Origin of the sequence: Flavobacterium rhamnosi (genome assembly GCF_048286515.1) — a bacterium.
Taxonomy (GTDB): domain Bacteria; phylum Bacteroidota; class Bacteroidia; order Flavobacteriales; family Flavobacteriaceae; genus Flavobacterium.
In genome coordinates this window covers 1-25,702 of sequence record NZ_JBLVPS010000030.1, presented here as the reverse complement: position 1 = coordinate 25,702, position 25,702 = coordinate 1, and the positions used below count along the sequence as shown (strand labels likewise).

General features: G+C 35.2%; 24 protein-coding genes. 8 read left to right on the top strand and 16 right to left on the bottom strand.

What is annotated here, in order from left to right:
* Positions 1-158: 158 nt before the first annotated feature.
* From ACNQGN_RS17335 to ACNQGN_RS17280, 12 genes are all read right to left on the bottom strand, one after another.
* A complete protein-coding gene (locus tag ACNQGN_RS17335; RefSeq protein ID WP_417989085.1) occupies positions 159-1,493 on the bottom strand; it encodes a sigma-54-dependent transcriptional regulator in 1,335 nt (444 codons plus the stop codon).
* Complete coding sequence (locus tag ACNQGN_RS17330; protein WP_417989084.1) at positions 1,493-2,584, bottom strand: sensor histidine kinase; 1,092 nt, start codon at positions 2,582-2,584, stop codon at positions 1,493-1,495. Before ACNQGN_RS17330 ends, ACNQGN_RS17335 begins: the two co-directional genes overlap by 1 nt.
* Before the next feature lie 612 nt (positions 2,585-3,196).
* Positions 3,197-4,150: a signal recognition particle-docking protein FtsY gene (ftsY, locus tag ACNQGN_RS17325; RefSeq protein WP_417989083.1), complete on the bottom strand. Its 954-nt coding sequence runs from the start codon at positions 4,148-4,150 to the stop codon at positions 3,197-3,199.
* 127 nt (positions 4,151-4,277) lie between these two features.
* Entirely contained in the window at positions 4,278-4,430 is a 153-nt protein-coding gene (locus tag ACNQGN_RS17320; RefSeq protein ID WP_143386768.1) for a DUF4295 domain-containing protein, read from the bottom strand.
* A 9-nt stretch (positions 4,431-4,439) separates the two neighbouring features.
* Positions 4,440-4,622 (bottom strand): 50S ribosomal protein L33, encoded by a 183-nt coding sequence (gene rpmG, locus ACNQGN_RS17315; protein ID WP_017495179.1) that lies wholly within the window; start codon positions 4,620-4,622, stop codon positions 4,440-4,442.
* Between the two features lie 27 nt (positions 4,623-4,649).
* A complete protein-coding gene (rpmB, locus tag ACNQGN_RS17310; RefSeq protein WP_024980263.1) occupies positions 4,650-4,886 on the bottom strand; it encodes a 50S ribosomal protein L28 in 237 nt (78 codons plus the stop codon).
* A 75-nt stretch (positions 4,887-4,961) separates the two neighbouring features.
* On the bottom strand, positions 4,962-6,212 hold the full coding sequence (locus tag ACNQGN_RS17305) for a CinA family nicotinamide mononucleotide deamidase-related protein (protein WP_417989082.1): 1,251 nt from the start codon (positions 6,210-6,212) through the stop codon (positions 4,962-4,964).
* A 165-nt stretch (positions 6,213-6,377) separates the two neighbouring features.
* Entirely contained in the window at positions 6,378-6,722 is a 345-nt protein-coding gene (locus ACNQGN_RS17300; RefSeq protein WP_417989081.1) for an Hpt domain-containing protein, read from the bottom strand.
* Positions 6,722-7,333 (bottom strand): fumarylacetoacetate hydrolase family protein, encoded by a 612-nt coding sequence (locus ACNQGN_RS17295; protein WP_417989080.1) that lies wholly within the window; start codon positions 7,331-7,333, stop codon positions 6,722-6,724. The genes ACNQGN_RS17300 and ACNQGN_RS17295 overlap by 1 nt, the downstream gene beginning before the upstream one ends.
* Positions 7,334-7,406: 73 nt before the next feature.
* On the bottom strand, positions 7,407-8,177 hold the full coding sequence (locus ACNQGN_RS17290) for an exonuclease domain-containing protein (protein ID WP_417989079.1): 771 nt from the start codon (positions 8,175-8,177) through the stop codon (positions 7,407-7,409).
* Positions 8,178-8,331: 154 nt separating this feature from the next.
* On the bottom strand, positions 8,332-9,633 hold the full coding sequence (locus tag ACNQGN_RS17285) for a dihydrolipoamide acetyltransferase family protein (RefSeq protein WP_417989078.1): 1,302 nt from the start codon (positions 9,631-9,633) through the stop codon (positions 8,332-8,334).
* Positions 9,634-9,717: 84 nt separating this feature from the next.
* The gene (locus tag ACNQGN_RS17280; protein ID WP_417989077.1) at positions 9,718-10,911 is read right to left on the bottom strand and encodes a glycosyltransferase family 2 protein; all 1,194 of its coding nucleotides are present in this window, start codon (positions 10,909-10,911) and stop codon (positions 9,718-9,720) included.
* Positions 10,912-11,190: 279 nt separating this feature from the next.
* On the opposite strand from ACNQGN_RS17280, the gene ACNQGN_RS17275 reads away from it, so the two are divergent.
* Together ACNQGN_RS17275 and ACNQGN_RS17270 are read left to right on the top strand one after the other, a co-directional pair.
* Complete coding sequence (locus tag ACNQGN_RS17275; RefSeq protein WP_417989076.1) at positions 11,191-12,159, top strand: T9SS C-terminal target domain-containing protein; 969 nt, start codon at positions 11,191-11,193, stop codon at positions 12,157-12,159.
* 80 nt (positions 12,160-12,239) lie between these two features.
* Positions 12,240-14,102 (top strand): ABC-F family ATP-binding cassette domain-containing protein, encoded by a 1,863-nt coding sequence (locus tag ACNQGN_RS17270; protein ID WP_417989075.1) that lies wholly within the window; start codon positions 12,240-12,242, stop codon positions 14,100-14,102.
* Positions 14,103-14,187: 85 nt separating this feature from the next.
* Here the strand turns inward: ACNQGN_RS17270 and ACNQGN_RS17265 are convergent, their stop codons facing one another.
* Positions 14,188-14,493 carry a hypothetical protein gene (locus ACNQGN_RS17265; RefSeq protein WP_417989074.1) on the bottom strand — a complete coding sequence of 102 codons (306 nt, stop codon included), beginning with the start codon at positions 14,491-14,493 and terminating at the stop codon, positions 14,188-14,190.
* A gap of 290 nt (positions 14,494-14,783) precedes the next feature.
* On the bottom strand, positions 14,784-16,334 hold the full coding sequence (locus ACNQGN_RS17260) for an SDR family NAD(P)-dependent oxidoreductase (protein ID WP_417989096.1): 1,551 nt from the start codon (positions 16,332-16,334) through the stop codon (positions 14,784-14,786).
* A 144-nt stretch (positions 16,335-16,478) separates the two neighbouring features.
* Between ACNQGN_RS17260 and ACNQGN_RS17255 the strand changes: the two genes are divergently transcribed.
* Positions 16,479-17,258, top strand: a complete 780-nt coding sequence (locus ACNQGN_RS17255; RefSeq protein WP_417989073.1) for an O-methyltransferase — start codon at positions 16,479-16,481, stop codon at positions 17,256-17,258.
* A gap of 143 nt (positions 17,259-17,401) precedes the next feature.
* On the opposite strand, the gene ACNQGN_RS17250 is transcribed toward ACNQGN_RS17255, so the two are convergent.
* Positions 17,402-18,079, bottom strand: coding sequence for a hypothetical protein (locus ACNQGN_RS17250; RefSeq protein WP_417989072.1), 678 nt, complete (start codon positions 18,077-18,079; stop codon positions 17,402-17,404).
* A 385-nt stretch (positions 18,080-18,464) separates the two neighbouring features.
* Between ACNQGN_RS17250 and ACNQGN_RS17245 the strand changes: the two genes are divergently transcribed.
* From ACNQGN_RS17245 to secA, 5 genes are all read left to right on the top strand, one after another.
* Positions 18,465-19,151 carry an ABC transporter ATP-binding protein gene (locus tag ACNQGN_RS17245; protein WP_417989071.1) on the top strand — a complete coding sequence of 229 codons (687 nt, stop codon included), beginning with the start codon at positions 18,465-18,467 and terminating at the stop codon, positions 19,149-19,151.
* A 122-nt stretch (positions 19,152-19,273) separates the two neighbouring features.
* Positions 19,274-20,131, top strand: a complete 858-nt coding sequence (locus ACNQGN_RS17240) for an ATP-grasp domain-containing protein (RefSeq protein ID WP_417989070.1) — start codon at positions 19,274-19,276, stop codon at positions 20,129-20,131.
* A gap of 29 nt (positions 20,132-20,160) precedes the next feature.
* Complete coding sequence (locus ACNQGN_RS17235; protein ID WP_417989069.1) at positions 20,161-20,730, top strand: cob(I)yrinic acid a,c-diamide adenosyltransferase; 570 nt, start codon at positions 20,161-20,163, stop codon at positions 20,728-20,730.
* A 162-nt stretch (positions 20,731-20,892) separates the two neighbouring features.
* Positions 20,893-21,114 carry a DUF2795 domain-containing protein gene (locus tag ACNQGN_RS17230; RefSeq protein WP_007138072.1) on the top strand — a complete coding sequence of 74 codons (222 nt, stop codon included), beginning with the start codon at positions 20,893-20,895 and terminating at the stop codon, positions 21,112-21,114.
* Between the two features lie 84 nt (positions 21,115-21,198).
* Positions 21,199-24,543: a preprotein translocase subunit SecA gene (gene secA / locus ACNQGN_RS17225; protein ID WP_417989068.1), complete on the top strand. Its 3,345-nt coding sequence runs from the start codon at positions 21,199-21,201 to the stop codon at positions 24,541-24,543.
* Positions 24,544-24,676: 133 nt separating this feature from the next.
* Here the strand turns inward: secA and ACNQGN_RS17220 are convergent, their stop codons facing one another.
* Positions 24,677-25,483 (bottom strand): haloacid dehalogenase type II, encoded by an 807-nt coding sequence (locus ACNQGN_RS17220; protein ID WP_417989067.1) that lies wholly within the window; start codon positions 25,481-25,483, stop codon positions 24,677-24,679.
* Positions 25,484-25,702: the final 219 nt, after the last annotated feature.

Below are 25,702 nucleotides of genomic sequence, written 5' to 3'. Positions count from 1 at the left end.
GCATGCCAATCCAGTTTTTTACAAACCAAATAACCATCAATCAATTAAAAATCAACACATTAACAAAATAGCTTAAAAAAGAAACAGAAAACACATTGAGGAGAAACTCCCCGAAAAGGGAATAAATACCCACCAAAAAAAAGGACTATTATTGGATATTACTGGATTTTTTGACGCAAGGTTTTTCGGTCAATTTGCAGGATTTCTGCTGCTTTGGTTTTATTATTATCAACAGCCGAAAGCACTTTAAGAATATATGCCTTCTCAATATCCTTTAAAGATTTTAATTCATCTTTTTCTAAAGGCATCGGATATTTTAAATATTCAGGTATATCTGTAACATCTATAACATCGCCGCTCATAATAATCATTCTCTGAATTACGTTTTCCAGCTCTCTAACATTTCCAGGCCAAGAATGCCGCATCAAAACTCTGGTGGCTTTGTCAGAAATTGCTATTAGAGGTTTATTGTATTCTATTCCGTATTTCTTTAAAAACGTATTTATAAGTAAAATTATATCGCCTTTGCGATTCCTAAGAGGAGGAGTTTCAATATTGACAACATTTAATCTATAATACAAATCTTCTCTGAAAAGTCCCTTCTGAGACATTTCGTATAAATCACTATTTGTGGCCGCAATGATTCTCAACTCTATTTTTTGAGCTTTTTGAGAACCGACCATACTCACTTCTTTTTCTTGTAAAACGCGTAATAATCTGGTCTGAACTGATAATGGTGCCGTTCCAATTTCATCTAAAAAAATAGTACCTCCTGCGGCAGCTTGGAAAAATCCATTTCTGGTTTCGTTGGCTCCTGTAAAAGCTCCTTTAACATATCCAAACAATTCGGACTCCAGCAAATTTTCAGGAATGCCTCCGCAATTTACAGCAATGAATGGATTAGACGCAAAAGCACCTTTATAATGAATTGCTCTGGCAACGAGCTCCTTACCTGTACCACTTTCACCTTGAATTAAAATTGTCGCTCGATTATTTTTCACGCGTTCTATCAAATCAACTAAATGTACGATCTCTTGTGATTGCCCAACAATTCCACCATATTCAAGAGACGCTCCACTGGAGAGATCTCCTTTCTTCTCTATAGTTAAATTAGTTTTATCAAGAGTATCAATTAAATTTTTAACTGATTTTTTCAACTCTTCATTTGTAAATGGTTTAGCTAAATAATCAAGAGCTCCAGATTTCACAGCATCAATCGCACTATCAACAGAAGGAAATCCTGTTATTACAAGTTTAGGAATAGTTGGAAAATGCTCTTGCACATATTTTATTAATTCAATCCCATTGATACCCGGCATTTGAATATCCGTAATTAATAAGTCTATTGAACTATATTTTAAAATATCAATAGCCTCCGTAACTGAAGACGCTTTATAGGTATGAAAATTAAGTGCTTTCAAATTGCGTTGCAGCAATTCAAGCATATCGTAATTATCATCAACAATCAGAATATTCTCTTTCTTTAGTTTCATTACTTCATAGTTAAGGGTAAGCGTATTTGAAAGACAGTTCCTTTTGGCTTATTATTGAAAGATACAATATCTCCTTTATGGCTCTTTACAATTCCGTGCACTACACTTAGCCCTAAGCCTGATCCTTCTCCTATAGGTTTTGTAGTAAAAAAAGGTTCAAATATTTTAGCCTTATATTCGTCCTTTATCCCTGGTCCTTCGTCAGAAATTTCAATAAAAAAATTAGTTTCGTCATTGTAAACGGTAACCGTTATAGTCGACAACTTAGGAGAAACATAAATCGAATTGATCAAAATATTAAACAATACTTGTGTGAGCTGAATCGTATCCAATTGCGCTTCCAAAGAAGAATTTTCAAAATTAAGTTTATAAAATACTTCCGCTTTTTTGAAATTAGGCCCTAATAAAGTTAATGCTTGTAAAACAGTCGGCTTTATTTTCACAAAACTCATGTTTTGCGGCATTTCACAAGAAAAAAACATCAATTTTTTAACAACTTCCCGAGAATAGATCGCCGCTTTTATGATTTTAGAACTATCCTGCTTTGATTGCTTTTCTTTTGTTCGATCATGAATAAACTCGGCAAATCCTAAAATATTCCCCAATGGTGTGTTAAGCTCGTGCGCAATACCAGCAGTAATCTCACCTAAAATACTTAATCGGTCAATACGCTCCGCACTGCGTTTCAACTGTTCTTCCTTCCCCTTATTTAACTGTTTTTCATATAAAAAACCAATATCCGCACAAACCTTATTCAGCAATTTCTCTTCCTCTTTTAAAAAATGCTTATCGGTAAATTTGGGTGATGGATAATACACTTTCACGAAACCTAAAGATTCATGAAAGACACGTATCTCAGATTTTTGAAAAACGGCTTGCTCTGGAACTACCGCTGTAGTTAAATAGAAATCATCTAATTTCAACGCTACAATTGCTTCGTCAGAAAACCTCCAGGCACGCTTTAAAATAGCGCAAATAGTATTTAATGTAGCCTCCATAGAACCTTCATGTTGCACAATGACGGTTGAGACATCATACAAACAGGTTAATTCTTTGATTCGTTCTTTAAGTACTTCTTCAGAGGACACCATGGGAAATAGGAAATTTGTTGTATTGCTATTAAAAATCAAATGTTAGCCATAGGATTAAAACAACCTATTTAGACTGTTGTTTTCTATATAATAAACTTGAAACATAAAGAAAGTTCGCGTTCTATACGAACTACATTTAACATTTGTGAATATATGCTTTATTATAGGAATGATTCACTAAACACTATTATTTTAATCAAATTTAACACACTCCAAGCAATTGAATACCTAGAGCAAACCCTGTAATAATGGAAAAGCACAAATAAAAAAAGGTTGTTTTGTCAACCGTATGAAATGTTGCGTTCAACAGAAAAATTCAAATGATGAAAAATAAGATTTTAGTAAAATCCTTTCCCAACAGCAGCTAAGGCGTTCCGAAAATTATTTCTTTCAATAAATAACCACATTGGGCCATTTTAAACACCTACTTCGTTTTCAATCGCTTTATAAAACCTAAAACAAAAAAAGCTACACCAATTACCAACAAAAAATAATAGAAACCAATACTTCTGTCTCTGATAAGATTTGCTAAAACAAAAGAAACGATGCTCACTAAATAAAGATACATCGGGGGTATATTTTTTAAAGACGAAAAATTCATTACTTGCCTAATTATTTAAAAAAACTATCTACAAACTCATACTTATTAAAAACCTGTAAATCTTCAATTCCTTCTCCCACACCAATATACTTTACTGGAATCTGGAATTGGTCTGAAATCCCAATTACAACACCACCTTTGGCTGTTCCGTCCAGCTTGGTCACGGCCAAACAAGTAACCTCTGTGGCAGCAGTAAATTGCTTAGCTTGCTCAAAAGCATTTTGACCGGTTGAACCATCTAAAACTAATAATACATCGTGAGGCGCATCGTTAACAACTTTTTGCATTACTCGCTTTACTTTGGTCAATTCATTCATTAAATTTACTTTATTGTGCAATCGTCCTGCAGTGTCAATAATAACAATATCCGCATCTTGCGCAACAGCTGATTGTAAGGTATCAAAAGCTACAGAAGCAGGATCACTCCCCATATTTTGTCTTACTATAGGAACTCCTACTCTATCCGCCCATATTTGCAATTGATCAATGGCTGCCGCACGAAATGTATCTGCTGCACCCAAAACCACTTTATAGCCTGCTTTTTTAAATTGATACGCTAACTTACCTATAGTTGTAGTTTTTCCAACTCCATTCACACCTACCACCATTAAAACATACGGTTTCGTTTGTGTTGGAATAACAAATTCGGTTGCTTCACCTGAATTTGTCTCCGCTAATAAAGCGGCAATTTCCTCTCGTAATATTTCATTAAGCTCCTCTATGCCCAAATATTTATCGGAAGCAACACGGTTTTCTATTCGAGTGATTATTTTCAACGTGGTATTCACACCAACATCTGAGGCAACAAGAATTTCTTCCAAATTATCTAAAACTTCGTCATCAACCTTAGACTTTCCGGCAACGGCTTTGGTTAACTTCGAAAAGAAATTTGTTTTTGATTTTTCAAGACCTTTGTCTAATGTTTCTTTTTTCTCGGAAGAAAATATTCTTTTAAAAAAACTCATTTTATAAATAGTATTAAGAATGAAGTATAAAGTAAAATAACCCGATACTATTTTCTGACGGTAAATATAAAAAATAAAAAAGCTACTTCCGAATGAAAGTAGCTTTTCTATATAATGCTATTGTAAATTACTTCTTTTTCAAGAATTCATCAACTGCTTCTGGAGTCATAATAGATTCTACGAATGTATATGCCCCTGTTACTGGAGATTTCACCATTTTAATGGCTTTTGATAATCTCTTAGAAGATGTCTGTAACGATGCTACTGTTTTCTTTGCCATGACTAATTATTATTTAATTTCTTTATGAACAGTTACACGCTTCAAGATTGGATTAAATTTCTTAATCTCTAATCTGTCCGGAGTATTTTTTTTGTTCTTTGTTGTTATGTATCTTGAAGTCCCTGCAACACCTGATGTTTTGTGTTCAGTACATTCTAAAATTACCTGGATTCTATTACCTTTCTTTGCCATCTTGCTATTTTTTTATTTTGGAAGGGATTATTTGATAAATCCTTCTGACTGCGCTTTTTTCAAAACTGCAGCGATTCCATTTTTATTAATTGTTTTTATCGTAGATGCAGCTACTCTTAGAGTAATCCATCTATCTTCTTCTGGAAGATAAAAACGCTTTTTAACTAAGTTTACAGAAAATTTTCTCTTAGTTTTGTTCATAGCGTGAGAAACGTTATTTCCTACCATCGCTCTTTTACCTGTAAGGTCACAAACTCTTGACATTATACTTATCTTTTATCGTTATTCAAAATCAGGGTGCAAAGAAAAGAAAAATAAACCTATTAAGCAAAGAAAATATTACACATTTTTCAAAATTTCTTTCTGTAATAGCTCTAAACTTTTAATTACCGCTCTATCTATCACTTTTTCACGGGGTTGGCCAAAATTAAATTCTTCAACAATTACTTCACTTGGTGTTGCCAACGCGATAAAAACAGTTCCAATATCGGCATTTGAATCCCCTTTTAACGGTCCTGCATTTCCAGTTGTAGCAATTGCATAATCTGTGTTCATCATCTTTTTTATGCTTAAAGCCATCGCCGAAACCACTTCACTACTCACAACGGAATGCTCGTTTATGAGGCTTTCCGGAATACCCAAAACATTAATTTTAACTTCTGTTGCATAAGAAACCACGCTTCCCTTAAAATATTTGGAAGAACCAGAAACCGAAGTCAAAACTTCAGCTATTTTTCCTCCTGTGCAACTTTCTGCCGTTGAAAGTGTCCTGTTTTGTTTTGCCAGTATTTTTCCTACTACAACCTCCAAGGTTTCATCATCATCAAAACCAACAATAATATCATGAATTATTGCATCCAGCGATTTTACATTTTCTTCGATGGCAGCCTCTAATTTTTCTTTATTGGTACCTCGCGCTGAAAGACGCAAACGAACCCTTCCAGGAGCAGGCAAATAAGCTAATTTGATAAATTCAGGAAGGTTATTTTCCCATTCTTCGATACGCTCGGCAACCATACTTTCTCCCTGACCGTACGTAAGAATTGTTTTATGAAGGATATAGGGGCGTTTATATTCCCGAACTACTTTTGAGATAATTTCATTCTCTACTAAATATTTCATTTCAAAAGGAACCCCGGGAAGCGAAATAAAGACAGTGTTTTCTTTTTTCATCCACATTCCAGGCGCCGTACCCACCTGATTATGAAGTACTGTACATTTTGACGGAACCAATGCCTGATCTTTATTTATTTGGGTGATTGTCCGCTTGTAAAAGCCTTCAATAAGCTGTGTAACATGAGCCAGAACCTTCTGATCAACAATTAGTTCATCTTCAAAATACTCACAAAATGTCTTCTTGGTAACATCATCTTTTGTTGGTCCTAAACCGCCGGTAATGATCACTAAATCCACTGTGTTTTGAAGCTTTGCAAAAGTATCTAAAATGTGCTTTTTATCATCGCTTATCGAAATCATTTCGTTAATTTCAACACCAATTTTGTCCAGTGATTTTGCAATAAAACCAGAATTTGTATCGACAATTTGGCCTATTAAAATTTCGTCACCTATAGTAACTATGGTTGCTTTCATTTTTTTAAGACTGTTTATTTTGTGAGATTGTAATCTGAAAAGAGGAATTCTAAAGTTAGCATGTTCCTTTTTTATGTGAGGGATAAAGTAAAAAATCTCCCGATTTTCTTCGGGAGACTGTAACGGATAACCCAATCCGCTTTTTCAGCAGATTATGCCAAAATTTTACAGATCAAAGTCTTTTTTGATTTCTTTAACAGCATCATTGACCTGATTCTTAACACTCTTGAAAGTCTCTTTGATATCTTTCTTTTTACCTTCAACTTTAGTCCAGGCCTCTATTTGAAGAATCTCTTCAAAAGCTACGTTTAAACCCATTAAATCCAACGTTGGTTTTATTTTGTGCGCATAGGCATAAGCATGCTTATGGTCTTTCTTTTTTATCCCTTCTTTGATTTGCAATAAATCTTCTGGAACTTCAGTAACGAACAAAGTCAAAATTTCATTTACAAATTCTGGATCGTTGTCTGAAAGTGCGTACACTTTTGAAAGGTTGTAGTTTATAGCCATTATTTTACTTGTATTCTAAATAGTTGTTGTCCTTCTAAAAACCCTTCTAAAACGTCATCTGGTTTTACAGCCGCCACTCCCTCTGGAGTTCCTGTAAAAATGATATCCCCAATTTTTAAGGTAAAAAACTGAGAAACATGTGAAATTAGTTCATCAATTTTCCACAACATAAGATTAGAATTACCTATTTGCACCGTTTTATTGTTGTTGGTTAATTCAAAAGTAATATTTTCTAATGAACTAAATTGATTTTTAGGTAAAAATTCTCCTATAACCGCCGAGCCATCAAATGCTTTTGCTTTTTCCCAAGGCAAGCCTTTAGCTTTTAATTTATCTTGTAAATCCCGGGCGGTAAAATCAATTCCGACACTAATTTCGTCATAATACTTATGAGCGAACTTAGGTTCTATGTATTTACCAACCTTATTTATTTTGACAATAATTTCAATTTCATGGTGAACATCTTCCGAAAATTCAGGGATTACAAACGGATGCTGTTTCAACAAAACAGCCGAGTCCGGTTTCATAAAAACCACAGGCTCTGCAGGTCTTTCGTTGTGCAACTCCTCTATATGGTTAGTATAATTTCTACCAATGCAGATTATTTTCATTTTTTCTGGATTTCAGATTTCAGGCTGCAAGTTTCAGACTGCAATCTGCCATCTGAATCCCGCCATCCAAAACCTATTTTGTATTCAGTTTTCGGAGTTTAATTGCCGTTAAGACTTTTTTGGTATACAAAGGAAAATCAGCATTTTGTATCCAACTGAAATAACCAGGTTCCGTTTCCAAAATTTTATCAACTTTCACTCCTTTGTGTTTTCCAAAAGTAAAAATTTCTTCATTGTCTTTATCAAAAGCAATCATTCCTGCAAAATCAGCAATTTTCTTTCTTGTAGTAAATTCCGACAATGATTTCATATCATTGTCCAATTCAGGATAACGGTCTAATTGCGCTTTTAATATTTCGTAAGTCGCCATAGTATCCGCTTCGGCAGAATGTGCGTTTTCAAGTGTTTTTCCACAATAAAACTTGTGCGCTGCGCCCAATGTACGTTCTTCCATTTTATGAAAAACGGTTTGCACATCTACTGAAACTCTGCCTTTCATATCAAAATCCACTCCGGCTCTCAACATTTCTTCAGCAAGTAATGGAATATCAAAACGATCTGAATTAAACCCAGCCAAATCACTGTCTTTAATCATGTTGTACACCTGAACTGCTAATTCATTAAAAGTCGGCTCATTGGCTACTTTTTCATCCGTAATCCCATGCACCGCTGTTGTTTGCGGAGGAATTGGAATGGTTGGATTCACTAACCAGGTTTTACTTTCTTTATTTCCGTTTGGAAAAACTTTAAATATTGAGATTTCTACAATTCTATCTTTTCCGATATCAATTCCTGTGGTTTCAAGATCGAAAAAGCAAATTGGTTTATTGAGTTTAAGTTCCATTTTTAAATTTTGTATGAGTACAAATATATAGGTAAAACACGAAATTCGCGAATTATCGCGAATTAAATTTCATGCAAAAAAATCACACTTGTGCTTAAAAAACAAAAACCCGACCAATTTCAAATCGGTCGGGTTTACATCGTATGCTATACTTTTAAAAATCTCTGTCACCGTCGAAAGCTTCAAGATATTCTGCTACTCGCTTCACAAAACTTCCTCCCAGTGCTCCATCTACAACTCTATGGTCGTAACTGTGCGACAAGAACATTTTCTGACGAATACCAATAAAATCCCCCTCTGGAGTTTCGATTACCGCCGGCATCTTGCGGATTGCCCCCAGCGCTAAGATCCCCACTTGCGGTTGATTGATAATTGGCGTTCCGAAAACACTCCCAAAAGTCCCCACATTGGTAACCGTATAGGTTCCGCCTTGCGTATCGTCTGGCTTTAATTTTCCTGCTTTTGCACGACCACCTAAATCGTTAACTGCTTTTGCCATTCCGACTAAATTTAATTGGTCAGCATTTTTAATTACAGGAACAATTAAATTTCCGTTCGGCAATGAAGCCGCCATTCCAAGATTAATATTTTTCTTCTTGATGATAAAATCACCATCTACAGAAATATTCATTCCAGGAAAATCTTTAAGAGCTTTGGCAACTGCTTCCATGAAAATTGGAGTATAAGTCAACTTCTCCCCTTCTCTCTTTTCAAAAGCAATCTTATTTTTTTCTCTCCATTTTACAATATTCGTAACATCCACCTCGATAAACGACTGTACATGTGCTGATGTTTGTACCGAAGCGACCATATAACCCGCAATTAGCTTGCGCATTCTGTCCATTTCAATTATTTCATCACCACCGCTTACAGATACCGGAGCTGCTTTTTGAGCAACTGGAGCTGAAATTGCTTTTTGAACCTCAACAACCGGAGTCAATTTTGCAGCAACGTGGTTCCCTCTATTTTTTACGTACTCTAAAATATCATTTTTAGTAACTCTTCCTTCTTTTCCGGTTCCTGAAATCGCTTCTAATTCAACAACAGAAACACCTTCCTCCCTGGCTATATTTTTAACCAAAGGCGATAAGAATTTTTCAGAATTTGAAAAATCTGTCGGAACCGCAACCGCTTCTTTAGCTGCCTCAACCGTTCCCTCAATTGCTGCCACTTCCACCGGAACTGCTTCTTGTCCTTTTTCCGGAACTGCTGTACTATCGGTTTCAATAATAGCAATCGTTTGCCCTACCTGAACCAAATCATCTTTACCAAACAATTGTTCGACTAAAACACCCGAAACTTCACTTGGCACTTCGCTATCAACTTTATCAGTAGCAATTTCAAGTACCGCTTCATCGGCTTCAATTTTGTCTCCAACTTGTTTCAACCAATTTGTAATAGTCGCTTCTGCAACGCTTTCTCCCATTTTAGGAAGCTTTAATTCAAATCTTGCCATATTGTTAACCTAAAAGGTGATTTTGATTTTCAGTTTGCGAAATTACTAAATATTTTGAATATAAATTACATTTAATGTAATTTTTCACTCTAATTTTATAATCTGACCTCTTTCGTTACTCTTATTACTGCCAATTAAAAAGTCAGCATTTTTTGGTATAATTTTAAAGGTAAATCCTTTATTCCTTGAAGATTCGAGAATTGCGATACTTTCTTTGAAAGAAACGAATTCGTTATCCAGAATTATTTCGGCTTCATTCCCTCTTGTAATCGAAGACGAAATTACCATTTTTTCTGTTTTTAAATCGTGAAATGCAACTTTTTTTTGCAAAACCAAAGCCAATTTCTTTACTAATTTTTCCGAACAAGAATAAAGCAGATATGATTTGGGGGGGATTATTATGCTTGGTTTTCCTTGAAACATTTTCACAAAAGAAAAAAAGACAATTCCTACTTTCATAAAAATGGTAAAAAATAGGGATCCCGGACCTTCAGTACTAAAATGCTTTTTATAGAAGAAATGCATCGCTTTCTGAAAACGCTTCATATACATCTCATCTTTAATTGTACTTTCCCCTTTATAATGGATAACTGAGGTTTCATGGAAATAATAATTGGATTTTCCTTTTTGCAAAAATCGATATGATAAATCAATGTCATCGGAATACATGAAACAATCTTCATCAAATCCTCCTGCTTCAAGAAACAAATCTCGCTTCATGAACATAAAAGCACCAACAAGAATATCAACTTTTCCCGTTTCGCTTTCCTTTAAATGCTGCGCGTAATATTTACCGAATAATCGTGCTTTGGGAAATAATTTATACAAAGCAGTAATTTTAGTGAAAGCCACCCAGGGAGTTGGAACACCACGTTTGCTTTCCGGCAGAAAATTTCCGGTTCCATCTATGAGTTTACAACCTACAATCCCCATTGAATCTCTTGACTGCGAAGAAAGAAGCGATCTTGCGAAAGCCAACACTTTAGTAAATGTATCTTCAGCGACAACAGTATCAGGATTAAGAATACATATATACTCCCCCTGAGCTTGAGCAACGCCAATATTATTGCCTTTTGGGAAGCCTAAATTTTCGCTATTCTGAATGAGCTTTACTTTAGGAAAACGCTTTTTCATCATCGCACAACTGTCATCTTGAGAATCATTATCGATTACAATAATTTCACCATCAATGGCTTCTAATGCGTTTTGAACGCTTAAAATACATTGTTCGAGAAAATACCGAACGTTGTAATTGAGGATGATGACGGATAGTTGCATTTTCCAAAGATATATTTTAAGATGCAAAGACACAAAAGTTCAAAGTTTAAAAACACAGAAAATACTTCCCTATTAGCCACGATTACTTTCTTATTCTTTGTATTTCCATAGGACTCCAGTGAATCATTTAGGCGGGCTTTCTTCGGGAGAAACAAACAAAGACAAAGTAAAAGCAAGAATGCCAGCTCGAAATATTCACACCTTATTCTGATTTTAATCCTCAGAATCAATTACTTTTGAAAAACAAAAACGACTAATGGTTCTATATATTTCAATTCATTGAAAAAGATATTCTTATTATTATTTCTGATTTCTATCGGTCCTACGCACGCTCAAATTTCGGGCTGTACGGATCCTCTTTCGAAAAACTTTAACCCCCTTGCTACAATTAATGATGGAAGCTGTACCTACGCTTCGGTAAAAATTAAACCAAAATATTCCGTTGAATTAGATGCAATTCTCAAAGAAACGTCTAGTTTAACACAAAGCGATACTCTTTTATGGACCCTAAATGACGATACCGACACCGCTATTTACGCTATTGACACCAAAGGCAGCATCCAAAATAAAATTCAACTTAAGAATGTAACCAATAAGGACTGGGAAGAAATTTCACAAGACAGTGCCTTTTTCTATATTGGCGATTTCGGAAACAATGTTTCCGGAAACAGAAAAGACCTCCATATATTGCGAATTACAAAACAATCCCTTGCATTGAGCATCCCAAAAATTGACACACTTTCCTTTTCGTATTCAAATCAAACTGACTTTACAAAAACGAAGTCCAATGCTACGAATTTTGACTGTGAGGCCTTTATTATTTCCCCTGACAGTATCTATTTGTTTACAAAACAATGGAAAGCAAAAAGGACCAGTTTGTATGTTATTCCAAAAACTCCCGGTAAGCACATAGCAAAGCTAAAAGAATCCTATAATGTAAAGGGATTGATTACCTCCGCAACCTACTTACCTAAAAAAAAGCTGCTTGTTCTTGCTGGTTACAATACCTTATTATCGCCATTTATTTATTTGTTTTACGATTATAATGGTTCTACTTTCTTTTCCGCAAATAAAAGAAAAATCAATATTGCGCTTCCGTTTCACCAGATGGAAGGCATCAGTACCCAGGACGGGCTTCTTTATTATTTAACCAATGAAAATTTCGTCAGAAGACCCATTATAAATATCCGTCAAAAGTTACATCAATTCGATTTAAGTACGTTTCTAACCGACTATCTGAAACAATAATTGTTAATGAAACCTTAGATTCAACTAAACAATTCGTAAATCGTCATTTAATAGCTTACTTTTGCAAAAAATTTAGCCTTGTGAATTACTTATCTGTCGAAAATATCTCTAAATCTTTTGGAGAAAGAACATTGTTTGAAAACATTTCTTTTGGAATCAATAAAGACCAAAAAATTGCTTTCATAGCCAAAAATGGCTCTGGAAAAACTACCATTATGAGTATTATTAATGGTTTAGAGGAACCAGATACCGGACAAGTAGTTTTGAGAAAAGGTATAAAAATGGCTTTCTTGTCGCAAAATAATAATTTGCAAGACGAACTGACCATTGAAGAAAGTATTTTTGCTTCGGATAATGAGACTTTAAAAGTAATTGAAGCGTATGAAAAAGCATTAGAAAATCCTGAGGATGAAGAAGCGTACCAAAAAGCTTTTGACGGAATGGATCAGCATAATGCTTGGGATTTTGAAACACAATACAAGCAAATTTTGTTCAAACTGAAGCTGGAAGATTTCAAACTTAAAGTTAAAAATCTTTCGGGTGGACAGAAAAAAAGGTTGTCACTAGCAATCATTTTGATTAATCGTCCCGATCTATTAATTCTGGATGAGCCCACAAATCACTTGGATCTTGAGATGATTGAGTGGCTGGAAAGTTATTTTGCAAAAGAAAACATTACATTATTTATGGTGACACACGACCGTTTCTTCTTGGAACGTGTATGTAATGAAATCATAGAATTAGACAACGGGAAACTATACCAATATAAAGGAAACTACTCCTATTATTTAGAGAAAAAAGAAGAACGCATCGCATCGGAGAATTCTAGTGTGGATAAAGCGCAGAATCTTTTTGTAAAAGAATTGGAATGGATGCGCCGTCAGCCCAAAGCGAGAACGACAAAATCGAAATCGCGTCAGGATGATTTTTATGACATTAAGGAAAAAGCACAAAGTCGACGTCGTGAAAATAAAGTCGAGCTGGAAATTAACATGGAACGGATGGGAAGCAAAATTATCGAGCTTCATAAAATTTCCAAAAAATTCAAAGACCATGTGATCATGGATAATTTCAGTTTTGATTTTCAACGCGGCGAACGTATTGGAATTATTGGAAAAAACGGAACTGGAAAATCAACTTTCTTGAATTTACTGACAGGAACCTTGCCGCTGGATGCAGGAAAAGTAGTAGTTGGCGAAACAATAAAAGTGGGATACTATACCCAAAGTGGAATCAATCCAAAACCAGGGCAGCGCGTTATTGATGTAATTAAGGAATACGGAGAATTTATTCCGTTGATGAAAGGGAAATTGATTTCGGCTTCGCAATTATTAGAGCGTTTTCTTTTTGATTCTAAAAAACAGTACGATTTCGTGGACCGATTGAGTGGTGGAGAATTAAAACGTTTGTACTTGTGTACGGTTTTGATTCAGAATCCTAACTTTTTGATTCTGGATGAGCCGACCAATGATTTGGATATTGTAACACTGAATGTTTTAGAAAGCTTCCTTTTGGATTATCCGGGTTGTCTTTTAGTGGTTTCTCACGACAGGTATTTCATGGATAAAATTGTAGATCACTTATTCATTTTCAGAGGTGACGGTGTGGTTGAAGATTTTCCTGGAAATTATTCTGACTTCAGAGCCTATGAAGACAGTGCTGATGTAGCTCAAAAAGAAGAAAACAAAGCGGATAAGAAAGATTGGAAACAAAACAACCCAACCGGGAATTTGACTTTCAACGAGCAGAAAGAATTTCAAAAAACAGAACGAGAAATCAAAGATTTAGAGATTCAGAAAGCAACTATCGAACAATTGTTCTCGGATGGAAAAATTGCAGAAGCTGACATTGAAAAGAAAGCCAACGAATTGAAAAACATTATCAATAAAATTGAAGAGAAAGAAGAACGATGGTTTGAGCTTTCTGCCAAAATAGAAGGATAAAACCTCACTTTATACTATATAAAACCCCAACATTTTAAAAAAATGTTGGGGTTGTTTTTTATAAACTGTTCCATTTGCAAATGGTTTACGCCAAAAACAAGGTCTTCTTGTGATAATTATATAAAATCGAATCGTAAAGGGTTACTTTAGGCGCAACTTTCTCGGAAGAAGCATCAAAGTTGATACCGTTGTATTTGCGAAACAAGTAAATTTCTTTCAAACAATTAGCCAAACTCTTATGGATTAATGTTTTAAAAGTAGGCAATTTTTTGTCCCCCACCAATAAGTCAATTTGGTAATTTGAACTCGTTTTCGATATATTATTTCCGATGATTCTTACAGTAAATTTTGTCGGAATTCCGTTTTGTTCCCCTTGATACTCTATTACCATAGTATTTAAAATTAAAATGTGGTTAAATTAGATAATGCTCTACTTTAATATTTATCGAATTCTATATTAAAGACACTAATATAAAGAAAACTGCATAATAACAGCCCCTAAATTATTAATTTAAAACAAAACTAATTAATAAAACGGTTTTGAACCTAATTTAAAACTCTAAAAATTTCATAAATTATTATGCAGTTCTGATTTACAATCCGCGTCAGTACAGCAAACCAACAAAAAACCACAACAGAATTAGATTTGTTGTGGTTTTTAATTTTATAAACGAATAATTCCTACCAAGGAATTGGATTATAATCTTTCAAGAACTTCCCGCACCAATGCTTACCCGTATTAATACCATCAAACAATGGATCCATTACGCGTGCCGCACCATCAACAATATCTAATGGCGGTTGAAAATCTTCTTCTTCCTGTTTTCTTTTGGCTAATTCTGCAGGATCTTCGTCGGTTACCCAGCCCGTATCTACTGCATTCATAAAAATACCGTCTTTTGCCAAAGTTCCTGAGGAAGTATGTGTCAGCATATTCAAAGCGGCTTTAGCCATATTAGTATGTGGATGTCTGTCTTCTTTAAAAAAGCGATGAAACTTTCCTTCCATTGCCGAAACATTAATAATGTGTTTTTGTCCTGTATTGTCTTTTTTCATTACTTCCGAAAGACGATTACACAAAACAAAAGGCGCCACAGAATTCACCAACTGCACTTCAATCATTTCGGTCGTTTCAATTTGTCCCAGTCGTAAACGCCAGCTGTTAGTCTTTCTCAAATCCACTTGCTGTAAATCGGCATCCAATTCCCCTTCCGGGAAAACTTCATTCGCTATAAGAGCATTATCAAAAGAATACGGAATCTGAGATAATTTAGCAGAAGCCCGCAAACCAATTCCAGGTTCTGGTCCATGCCAGGTTACCGGCATGTTTTGATTCGAGGAAACTCCTGTTGTCAATACTTTTAATTCCTCCAGACAGTTGGTATGATCCAGTAATAATTCTTGCGCTTGCTGCGGTAAAGAGGCTAAGGAACGCTCTTCATTTTCCATTAAATGCGTATAGAATCCTGCAGGACGTCTTACCGTTTGTGCAGCATTGTTGATCAAAATGTCCAATCGCTCATATTTTTGCTCAATAAAATTGCAAAAAATCTCGACACTTGGAATATGTCTCAAATCCAATCCGTGAATTTTCAAGCGATGCCCCCATTGCATGAAATCTTCTTCCTTCGAAAAACGCAATGCAGAATCCACCGGAAAACGAGTCGTTGCAATAACGGTTGCTCCTCCACGCAAAAGCATCAAAGTGATGTGATAGCCTATTTTTAAACGAGAGCCTGTAATAACAGCTACCTGACCCTTTACGTCTGCTGTTTGAAAACGTTTGGCATAATTAAAATCGCCACAATCAGTACACATTGTATCGTAAAAGTGATGCATTTTAGTAAATTCTGTTTTACAGACGTAACAATTTCTGGGAGTTTCTAATTCTAATTGTTCTTTGTGAACGAGATCATTAAAAGCCAATAATTTTGGTGCAACAAAAACACTTGCTTCACGAGCATGACGGATTCCCGTTTCCTTGCGGGCCGTTTTATCTCTCTTTTCCATTTTTCGTTTAGCAGCAAGCTTACCATCTTTTTTTCTACGAGAAAACTCATCACGATCCGGTCTGGAAAACATTCCTGCTGCTTTGATCAAGGCAGTTCTCTGTCCTTTCGGGATATCAAATATTTGATCTGTATCGGTATTCAGTTGTGCCAAAATAGCAATGCATCGGTCAATTTCTTCCGAAGTTATCGCAGTTATATTCTCTATTTCTTCCTTCACCATCATAAAAAAACGTGTATTGCTTACTAGTGCAGCCATTAAGGCCGCAAATATAGTTTTAAAAAACTGGCTGTGGTTCTTTTTTTCTGACACTACTAATGGTTTTGTATCTTCGTACCCTCATTGTGAATCTTTGTGTGATAATTTATGCTTTTTCAGATAAAATCTTACGTACAATTTCTTTGGCACTCTAAAAATGAGCATGCTGTGCATTCGCCTTTTGTATTTAACTTATTGACAAAATGCTTTTATGACAAGAATGCAAAACCGGAATATTCTATTTTAAAGAAGTACAGAAATTCGCTTTTAGAAAACAACAATACAATTGAAGTAACTGATTTTGGTGCAGGTTCAAAAGTTTTCAAATCCAATACAAGAGCCATAAGCAAAATAGCTAAAACAGCTGGCATTAGGCCGAAACATGCCAAATTGTTATTTAGAATTGTCAATTATATTCAACCTGAATCAATTTTGGAAATTGGCACTTCATTAGGATTAGCTACCTCTGCACTAGCCCTAGGTAATTTAAACGCTAAAATCACAACGCTTGAAGGTTGTCCGGAAACTGCAAAAATTGCTCAGGAACAATTTCAAAAATTCAATTTCAAAAATATCAATTCCTTAGTAACTGAATTTAATAGTTACCTGAGGACTCACAATAGTAAATCTGAAGCCTATACTCTAATCTATTTCGATGGCAATCATCAACAACAGGCCACATTAGATTATTTTGAATTATTACTCCCAACGATAACTAACGAAACGCTTTGGATATTCGATGATATTCATTGGTCGCCAGAAATGGAAGAGGCATGGGAAACAATAAGAAAACACCCAAAAGTCACCGTAACGATCGATATTTTTCAGTGGGGATTGGTATTCTTTAGAAAAGAGCAGCCAAAAGAGCATTTTACAATTAGGATTTAGGTAGGGATTATCCTCCTTCATCTCCTATCAGCCTATTTCGCAAATGATGGTTTCTTTAGACTTTGATTCTCTCACAATACAAGGACCAAAAAAAATGACAGCCATTGCTGACTGTCATTTTTAACCTTGAATTAGTAAGTAGTTTATTCTTTAGCTCTTTTCATTTCTCCTGATTTTGCACCCATTCTGTTTACTTTCAACATTGGAGCAAATTTGAATTTTAAAGCAGCAATTTTTCTGTTATCGTCAGACGAAAGCCCTTCTTTTTCAACAGTATTTTTTCTACTGTCCAGTGCCTCGTACATTAATTTAATTTCATCCCAGTCTTCACGAGAATAACCGTCTTTATTATCTTCAGCAGTATGAATAAACTGTTGGTAAACGCTATGTATATTGTCTTTGTTTACCCAAGCAAAACTCATATCATCTCCTACTTTACCTTGACCAAATAAAGCATTTCTTAATTGTTGTTTTGAGCTTACTGTCACATCAGCAACGGGTTGCGCAGCTTCTTTTTCAGCTTGAATTTTAGCTTTCAAAGCTTCATATTTAGCATTTGCTGCATCAAGACGTTCCTGTGCCGCAGCATTGTCTTTCATGTTTACTAAAGCTGCTTCGGCATCTCCACTTCTAATTTGATAAGTAGCTTCAATTCCTTCCCAGTTTTCTCTAGCATCTTCAGCTGTTACATTACCTAATGAATCTACATACATTACATAAGTGTCAACTTTTTTCTCTGCTTCTACAGCTTTTTCATCTTTACAAGATGTAAATCCTAAAGCGATTACCGCTAAACCTAATACCAAATGTGTATTTTTCATAATTATTCGATTTATTAAATATTATACAAGCAAATATAACCATCATTGTAGTATATTCAATAAATATCCAAAAATTATGAAACTAATTAAAATAATTGTGATATAAAAACACAAAAAGCGTAAATTATATAAACTGAGATTGAAATTATATAATAATATAGGTCTATATTTTCCCTATAAATAAAACAGCTGGATGTCATTTTGCGAAAAAATCCAAAAGACTAAATGTGGAATTTGATTTTTCGGTCAATTAAACGGAACTAAAAAAGTGTAACAAATTTAAAAAATGGCTACTTATTAATAATTCAAAAGTCTTTTGTACTTTTAAAATTTAAAACTTAATAGTACCCTACGCACAGTCGAAGGTTAAAAATCATACATTCCAATGGCAAACCCGCTAATAAAAATAACCAATATCAAACGAGATTTTGTACTGGGAAATGAAATTGTTTATGTCCTAAAAGGCATTGATTTAAAAATAAACAAAGGCGAATATGTGGCATTAATGGGGCCTTCAGGATCCGGAAAATCAACTTTAATGAATTTATTAGGTTGTTTAGACACCCCAACTTCCGGGAGTTATATTCTGAACGGAAAAGATGTCAGCCAGATGAAGGATGATGAATTAGCTGAAATTCGCAATAAAGAAATAGGATTTGTTTTTCAGACTTTCAATCTTTTGCCAAGAACAACCGCGCTAGACAATGTCGCTTTACCTATGATTTACGCAGGATTCTCTAAATCGGATAGAAATAAACGAGCTATTGAAGTTTTGGAACAGGTAAATCTTGGCGATAGAATGGACCACCAGCCCAATCAGCTTTCGGGAGGACAAAGGCAACGGGTAGCTATTGCTCGCGCTTTGGTCAACAAACCTTCTATTATTCTAGCCGATGAACCTACAGGAAATCTGGACAGTAAGACATCACTAGAAATCATGAAACTTTTTGGCGACATCCATGCTAATGGAAACACTGTAATTCTGGTAACGCACGAAGAGGAAATTGCGGCTTATGCACATCGAATCATTCGTTTAAGAGATGGAATCATAGAAAGCGATACTACTAAATAATTTTTCAGAAGTGATTTCAGGTTAGCTGCATATATCTCTTTCTTTTTGTAAAGAAAGAGAATGCGTTTTACCCGGTCAGCGACCCCAAATCACAGCTTCATTCACAAACACCCTAACCTAAGATGAAAATTGCGATACTAACCTGTGAAAAACTACCTGATTTAAATCCTGAAGATCAAAAAATAATTCCTGCTTTAGCAAAATATGATGTTGAAGCTATAGCAGTAATTTGGAGTGATAACACCATTACTTGGACTGATTTCGACTATTTAATTTTTCGCAATACTTGGGATTATTTTGAAAAAGAAACCGAATTTACTATTTGGCTTGACCAAATAGAAGAATTGGGAATCAAAACCCTCAACCCTATTTCAGTAATCAGGCAAAACATACATAAGTTTTATTTGCGTGAAATGGAAAAGCAGGGAATCACAATTCTTCCGACTATTTTTATTGACAAAACAGATAATCTCAACCTTGCCGAAAGTATTCTGCCCCATTGGAAAAAAGCAGTTATAAAACCTGCTTTTTCTGCGGGTTCCTATCTCACCGAAGTTTTTGAAGTAACAAACATTCAAGAAATAAATGAACAATACAAAACCATAGCTTCAGAAAAAGAATTGCTTTTACAGGAATTCATGCCGCAAATTCAAACTTCGGGTGAAACCTCTTTTATCTTTTTCAATAAAAAGTTCTCACATGCTGTCAATAAAAAACCTGTTGAAGGTGATTTTAGAGTACAATCCCTTTTTGGAGGAAAATACAATTTGGTCCAACCAAGCCAGGAATTAATTGAAAAAGCGTTGAAAATTGTCCACACTTTTCAAGATAATTTATTATATGCCAGAGTTGACGGAATAGTTATCAATGCTGATTTGTATTTAATGGAAATTGAATGTATTGAACCTGATTTGTATTTCAATCTTAGTGAAGGTTCGCTGGAGCGATTTGTTGCAGCAATAGTGGAATTAATACAGTAAATTTGTTTTTTTAATCAAATAAACCTTCGATGAAAGTATACACAAAGACTGGAGATAAAGGAACAACAGCGCTTTTTGGCGGAACCAGAGTACCAAAAGACCATGCCCGTATAGAAAGTTATGGTACTGTAGACGAATTGAATTCCCATATAGGTTTAATTCGGGATCAGGAAATGAATGCTCATTATAAAGAAATCCTTATCGAAATTCAAGATCGCCTTTTTACCGTAGGCGCCATATTGGCTACACCTCCAGAAAAGGAAGTCCTGAAAAACGGCGAATTGCGTTTAAAAAAACTGGGGATTATCGAATCCGACATTGAATTACTGGAAAATGAAATCGATGCAATGGAAGAAGCATTGCCGCCAATGACCCATTTTGTACTACCTGGCGGGCATACCACCGTGTCATATTGTCATATAGCCCGTTGTGTTTGTCGCAGAGCAGAGCGTTTAGCAGTACATTTAAGCCACAATGAACCCGTTGCTGAAATCGCAATCAAGTACCTGAACCGACTTTCTGACTATCTTTTTGTGTTGGCACGAAAGTTGTCTCATGATTTGAACGCCAAGGAAGTTCAATGGATTCCGAGGAAATAGTTGGCAGTTTACAATAGTCCGTTTGAGTAGTCAAGCAGAACATTAAATACCAAAAACTGAACATTAAATAAAACGTTCTTAACTTTAATAAAAAATAAATCATTTTTTACTTGTCTTTTTCAGTAAAAAATTTATTTTTGCACAAAACTAAATCGACAACAGATGTATTGGACATTAGAATTAGCATCCTATTTAAGTGATGCCCCGTGGCCTGCTAACAAAGACGAACTTATTGACTACGCTATTAGAGCAGGAGCTCCATTAGAAGTAGTAGAAAACCTTCAATCTATTGAGGATGAAGGCGAGATATATGAATCAATGGAAGAAATTTGGCCAGATTATCCTACAGACGAAGATTATCTTTGGAATGAGGATGAATATTAAAAAGTAAACCAAGAAAAAGTCTCAAAAGAGGCTTTTTTTTTGTTTAAATTTACACAATTACACAAACAGAAATAAAAACATATTATGAGTTTTATAAACAGTATCATTAAAGTCTTTGTTGGAGATAAATCTCAAAAAGATGTTAAAGCTTTACAACCCTATCTCAACAAAATTAAAACTTTTGAAAATCCTCTAATGGCATTATCTAATGATGAACTTAGAGCACGCACCGCGTTTTTCAAAGACAAAATAAAACAAGATCGCGCTGATAAAGATGCTAAAATCACCACACTAAAGCAAGAAGTAGAAAGCATTCAGGACATCGATAAAAGAGAAGATATTTATATCGCTATTGATGCATTGGAAAAAGAAGCTTACGACATCTCCGAAAAAACGTTGCTGGAAATTCTTCCTGAGGCATTTGCCGTTGTGAAAGAAACAGCACGACGCTTTAAAGAAAACACGCAAATCGTTGTAACTGCAACTGCAAAAGACCGTGAACTTTCAGCTACTAAAAGCTACATCACCTTAGATGGCGACAATGCTGTCTGGGCTAATTCCTGGAGTGCTGCCGGTAAAGAAATTACATGGGATATGATTCACTACGATGTACAATTAATCGGAGGAATGGTTTTGCATGAAGGAAAAGTTGCTGAAATGCAAACGGGTGAGGGAAAAACATTAGTGGCGACCTTACCGCTTTATTTAAATGCGTTGACTGGAAATGGAGTGCACTTGGTAACTGTGAATGATTACTTGGCAAAACGTGATAGTACATGGAAAGCACCTTTATTCGAATTTCATGGTTTGACTGTCGAATGTATTGACAATTATCAGCCAAGTTCAGAAGGAAGAAAAAAAGCATACGATGCTGATATCACTTACGGAACCAACAACGAATTTGGTTTTGACTATTTAAGAGATAATATGGCTCATTCGCCAGAGGATTTGGTTCAAAGAAAACACAATTATGCAATTGTCGATGAGGTCGATTCTGTTTTGATTGATGATGCAAGAACACCATTAATTATTTCAGGACCAGTTCCCCAGGGAGATCGCCATGAATTTAATGAGTTGAAACCAAAAATCGAAAACTTAGTTAGTTTGCAACGTCAGTTGGCTAACGGTTTCTTATCTGAAGCAAAAAAATTAATCAAAGAAGGAAATACTAAAGAAGGCGGATTCTTATTGCTGAGAGCCTATAGAAGTTTACCTAAAAACAAAGCTTTAATTAAGTTTTTAAGTGAAGAAGGAATCAAACAATTGCTTCAAAAAACCGAAAACCAATATATGCAGGACAACAATCGCGAAATGCATAAGATTGATGAAGCATTGTATTTTGTAATTGAAGAAAAAAACAACCAGGTTGAATTGACTGATAATGGAATAAAATTCCTTTCAGGAGATACGGATCCAGACTTTTTTGTACTTCCAGATATTGGAACTGAAATTGCAGCTATCGAAAAGAAAAAACTGGACAAAGACGGGGAAGCAGAAGAAAAAGAAAAATTATTCCAAGATTTTGGTATAAAAAGCGAGCGTATTCATACTTTGACGCAACTTTTGAAAGCATATGCATTATTCGAAAAAGATGTTGAATATGTAATCATGGACAACAAAATCATGATTGTTGATGAGCAAACTGGTCGAATCATGGATGGTCGTCGTTATTCTGATGGATTGCACCAGGCCATTGAAGCCAAAGAAAATGTAAAAATTGAAGCTGCAACACAAACCTTTGCAACGGTAACTTTACAAAACTATTTCAGAATGTACAGCAAATTAGGCGGTATGACTGGAACAGCAGTAACTGAAGCAGGTGAGTTATGGCAAATATATAAATTAGACGTTGTTGAAATTCCTACTAACAGAGGAATGGCACGAAAAGACAAAGAGGATTTTATTTATAAAACAACTCGTGAAAAATTCAACGCCGTAATCGAAGATGTAACCGAATTATCAAAAGCAGGAAGACCGGTATTAATCGGAACAACTTCAGTTGAGATTTCGGAATTATTAAGCCGAATGTTAAAAATGAGAGGTGTTACGCACAATGTATTGAATGCAAAAATGCACAAACAAGAAGCTCAAATTGTTGAAGAAGCAGGAAAATCAGGAGTTGTGACAATTGCTACTAACATGGCTGGTCGTGGTACCGATATCAAATTATCCGCTGAAGTAAAAGCGGCAGGCGGACTCGCAATTGTAGGAACGGAGCGTCACGATTCACGTCGTGTTGACCGTCAGTTACGTGGTCGTGCTGGACGTCAAGGTGACCCGGGAAGTTCTCAGTTTTATGTTTCTCTTGAAGACAACCTAATGCGTTTATTTGGTTCTGAAAGAGTAGCTAAAGTAATGGACAGAATGGGATTACAGGAAGGTGAAGTGATTCAGCATTCTATGATGACTAAGTCTATAGAACGTGCCCAGAAAAAAGTAGAAGAAAACAACTTTGGAGTTCGTAAACGTTTATTGGAATATGATGATGTAATGAATGCACAACGTGAAGTAATTTACAAACGTCGCCGTCATGCCTTATTTGGAGAGCGATTGAAATTAGACATTGCTAATATGCTTTATGATACTTGCGAGTTGATTATTGACGAAAACAAGGCAACAAATAATTTCAAAAACTTTGAATTCGAATTGATACGCTATTTCTCTATTACTTCTCCGGTTACCGAAAGTGAGTTTTTGAAATTGAGTGAAATGGAATTGACCGGTAAAGTATACAAAGCTACGCTTGAATTCTATACTGAAAAAACAGAAAGAAGCGCCAGAGAAGCATTTCCAATTATAAAAAGTGTTTACGAAGATAAAAACAACCAATTTGAACGTATTGTAGTTCCCTTTACGGATGGAATCAAAACTTTGAGTGTTGTTACTGATTTGAAAAAAGCATACGATACTGAAGGAGCACAACTCGTTGCTGATTTTGAGAAAAATATCACTTTGTCTATTGTCGATGAAGCTTGGAAAAAACACTTACGTAAAATGGATGAGTTGAAACAATCGGTTCAACTGGCAGTTCATGAACAAAAAGATCCTTTACTTATTTACAAACTGGAAGCTTTCAATTTGTTTAGAGGAATGTTAGACAACGTAAACAAAGAAGTTATTTCATTCTTGTTCAAAGGTGATTTACCGGCTCAGGAAAATCAGCAAATTCAAGAAGCAAAAGAAGTTCGTCAGAAAGAAGACTTCAAATTGAGTAAAGACGAAATTCCGAACAGCGAAAATATAAATCGTGAAGCAGGAGAAACGCAACAACGACAAGTAACGGAAACTATCGTGCGAGATATGCCAAAAATTAATCGCAATGATAACGTAACTGTTAAACAAGTAGCTACCGGAAAAACCGAAACTATGAAGTTTAAAAAAGCGGAAAGTCTATTGTCTTCTGGAGAATGGGTTATTGTGAATGAATAACATTTCAAACACTATCCTTATATAATAAAATCCCCAATTTACGAAAGTAGATGGGGATTTTTTCATTTGGAAAAGCTCAAAAAAGAAGACTTAATCTGAAAAATAAAGCCTTAGCAATCCATAGGTGCATGAATCAAACTAAAATTAGTTTTTGGGCAACTAACAGAACATTCTTTTCATTAATTTCGGGCAAATTCGCCAGAGGATATAATTGTTGTCCAGGACGGCTAACAAATGCTGTTTGCCAACCGGACCAATTTGCACCGGCAATATCCCAACCATGTGCTGCTATAAGCATACATTCATTGGGTTTTAGTCCCATCTTTCTGGCCGCCCAATTATAAGCATCAGTATGTGGCTTGTACCTGCCTATATCTTCTATACTTAAACTATCATCAAATAAATCATAAATCCCAGCATGTTTAAGCTGAGCCTCTACAGCTTTATTGGATGAATTAGTGAAGGAAACAACTTTAAACCCGTGTTTTTTCAATAGTAATAGTGCTTCCTTCACTTCCGGATGTGCGGGTAATGATAAAATGGGCACAATAGCATCTTTAGCTTGTTTATCGGATATAGCAATACCAGTATTGCGTGCAACCATTGTAAGTGCTGCTGCTCCAATTTTCCCAAAATCTTCGTATTGGTTTGCAACTGTCGTTACTAACGAATATTGAAGCATTGTTGTGAACCAAAGCGAAACTAACTCTGGATGGCCCCCAAGAGCAGCTCCAATACTTTTTTTCATTATACCAAGATCCAGCAATGTTTCGTTTACATCAAAAAACAAGACCTTAGGTCGCTCTAAAAAAAAATTATTGTTTTTAGTATTAGTGGCTGCATTAGCATTTAAAATCAAACTTGGTGCAATAATTCCCGCACCTCCAATTGCTAACGCACTATTTATAAAATTCCGTCTGCTATTTTTAAATTCTTTCATTACTGTTATTTTAAATTAATGTTATATAAAACATACCGTATAGTATGTTTTGTGCAAAAAAAAATCACCTTAATTGATTAATATAGTTTTCTAATGAAACTAATTGACAACTCCTCCAGCTTAAGCGTTGAGGATTCTTGGAAAAAGCTTGCCTCAACAGGCTACTTTAGCTTCCATGAGAAATTGCCCTTTCTCCAAAATATTATTTGCGGCGTTTAG

Coding starts and splice junctions, on each gene's coding strand:
- ACNQGN_RS17335 (WP_417989085.1), bottom strand. CDS start 1,493: ATGAAACTAAAGAAAGAGAATATTCTGATTGTTGATGATAATTACGAT.
- ACNQGN_RS17330 (WP_417989084.1), bottom strand. CDS start 2,584: ATGGTGTCCTCTGAAGAAGTACTTAAAGAACGAATCAAAGAATTAACC.
- ftsY (WP_417989083.1), bottom strand. CDS start 4,150: ATGAGTTTTTTTAAAAGAATATTTTCTTCCGAGAAAAAAGAAACATTA.
- ACNQGN_RS17320 (WP_143386768.1), bottom strand. CDS start 4,430: ATGGCAAAGAAAACAGTAGCATCGTTACAGACATCTTCTAAGAGATTA.
- rpmG (WP_017495179.1), bottom strand. CDS start 4,622: ATGGCAAAGAAAGGTAATAGAATCCAGGTAATTTTAGAATGTACTGAA.
- rpmB (WP_024980263.1), bottom strand. CDS start 4,886: ATGTCAAGAGTTTGTGACCTTACAGGTAAAAGAGCGATGGTAGGAAAT.
- ACNQGN_RS17305 (WP_417989082.1), bottom strand. CDS start 6,212: ATGAAAGCAACCATAGTTACTATAGGTGACGAAATTTTAATAGGCCAA.
- ACNQGN_RS17300 (WP_417989081.1), bottom strand. CDS start 6,722: ATGGCTATAAACTACAACCTTTCAAAAGTGTACGCACTTTCAGACAAC.
- ACNQGN_RS17295 (WP_417989080.1), bottom strand. CDS start 7,333: ATGAAAATAATCTGCATTGGTAGAAATTATACTAACCATATAGAGGAG.
- ACNQGN_RS17290 (WP_417989079.1), bottom strand. CDS start 8,177: ATGGAACTTAAACTCAATAAACCAATTTGCTTTTTCGATCTTGAAACC.
- ACNQGN_RS17285 (WP_417989078.1), bottom strand. CDS start 9,633: ATGGCAAGATTTGAATTAAAGCTTCCTAAAATGGGAGAAAGCGTTGCA.
- ACNQGN_RS17280 (WP_417989077.1), bottom strand. CDS start 10,911: ATGCAACTATCCGTCATCATCCTCAATTACAACGTTCGGTATTTTCTC.
- ACNQGN_RS17265 (WP_417989074.1), bottom strand. CDS start 14,493: ATGGTAATAGAGTATCAAGGGGAACAAAACGGAATTCCGACAAAATTT.
- ACNQGN_RS17260 (WP_417989096.1), bottom strand. CDS start 16,334: ATGGTGAAGGAAGAAATAGAGAATATAACTGCGATAACTTCGGAAGAA.
- ACNQGN_RS17255 (WP_417989073.1), top strand. CDS start 16,479: ATGCTTTTTCAGATAAAATCTTACGTACAATTTCTTTGGCACTCTAAA.
- ACNQGN_RS17250 (WP_417989072.1), bottom strand. CDS start 18,079: ATGAAAAATACACATTTGGTATTAGGTTTAGCGGTAATCGCTTTAGGA.
- ACNQGN_RS17245 (WP_417989071.1), top strand. CDS start 18,465: ATGGCAAACCCGCTAATAAAAATAACCAATATCAAACGAGATTTTGTA.
- ACNQGN_RS17240 (WP_417989070.1), top strand. CDS start 19,274: ATGAAAATTGCGATACTAACCTGTGAAAAACTACCTGATTTAAATCCT.
- ACNQGN_RS17235 (WP_417989069.1), top strand. CDS start 20,161: ATGAAAGTATACACAAAGACTGGAGATAAAGGAACAACAGCGCTTTTT.
- ACNQGN_RS17230 (WP_007138072.1), top strand. CDS start 20,893: ATGTATTGGACATTAGAATTAGCATCCTATTTAAGTGATGCCCCGTGG.
- secA (WP_417989068.1), top strand. CDS start 21,199: ATGAGTTTTATAAACAGTATCATTAAAGTCTTTGTTGGAGATAAATCT.
- ACNQGN_RS17220 (WP_417989067.1), bottom strand. CDS start 25,483: ATGAAAGAATTTAAAAATAGCAGACGGAATTTTATAAATAGTGCGTTA.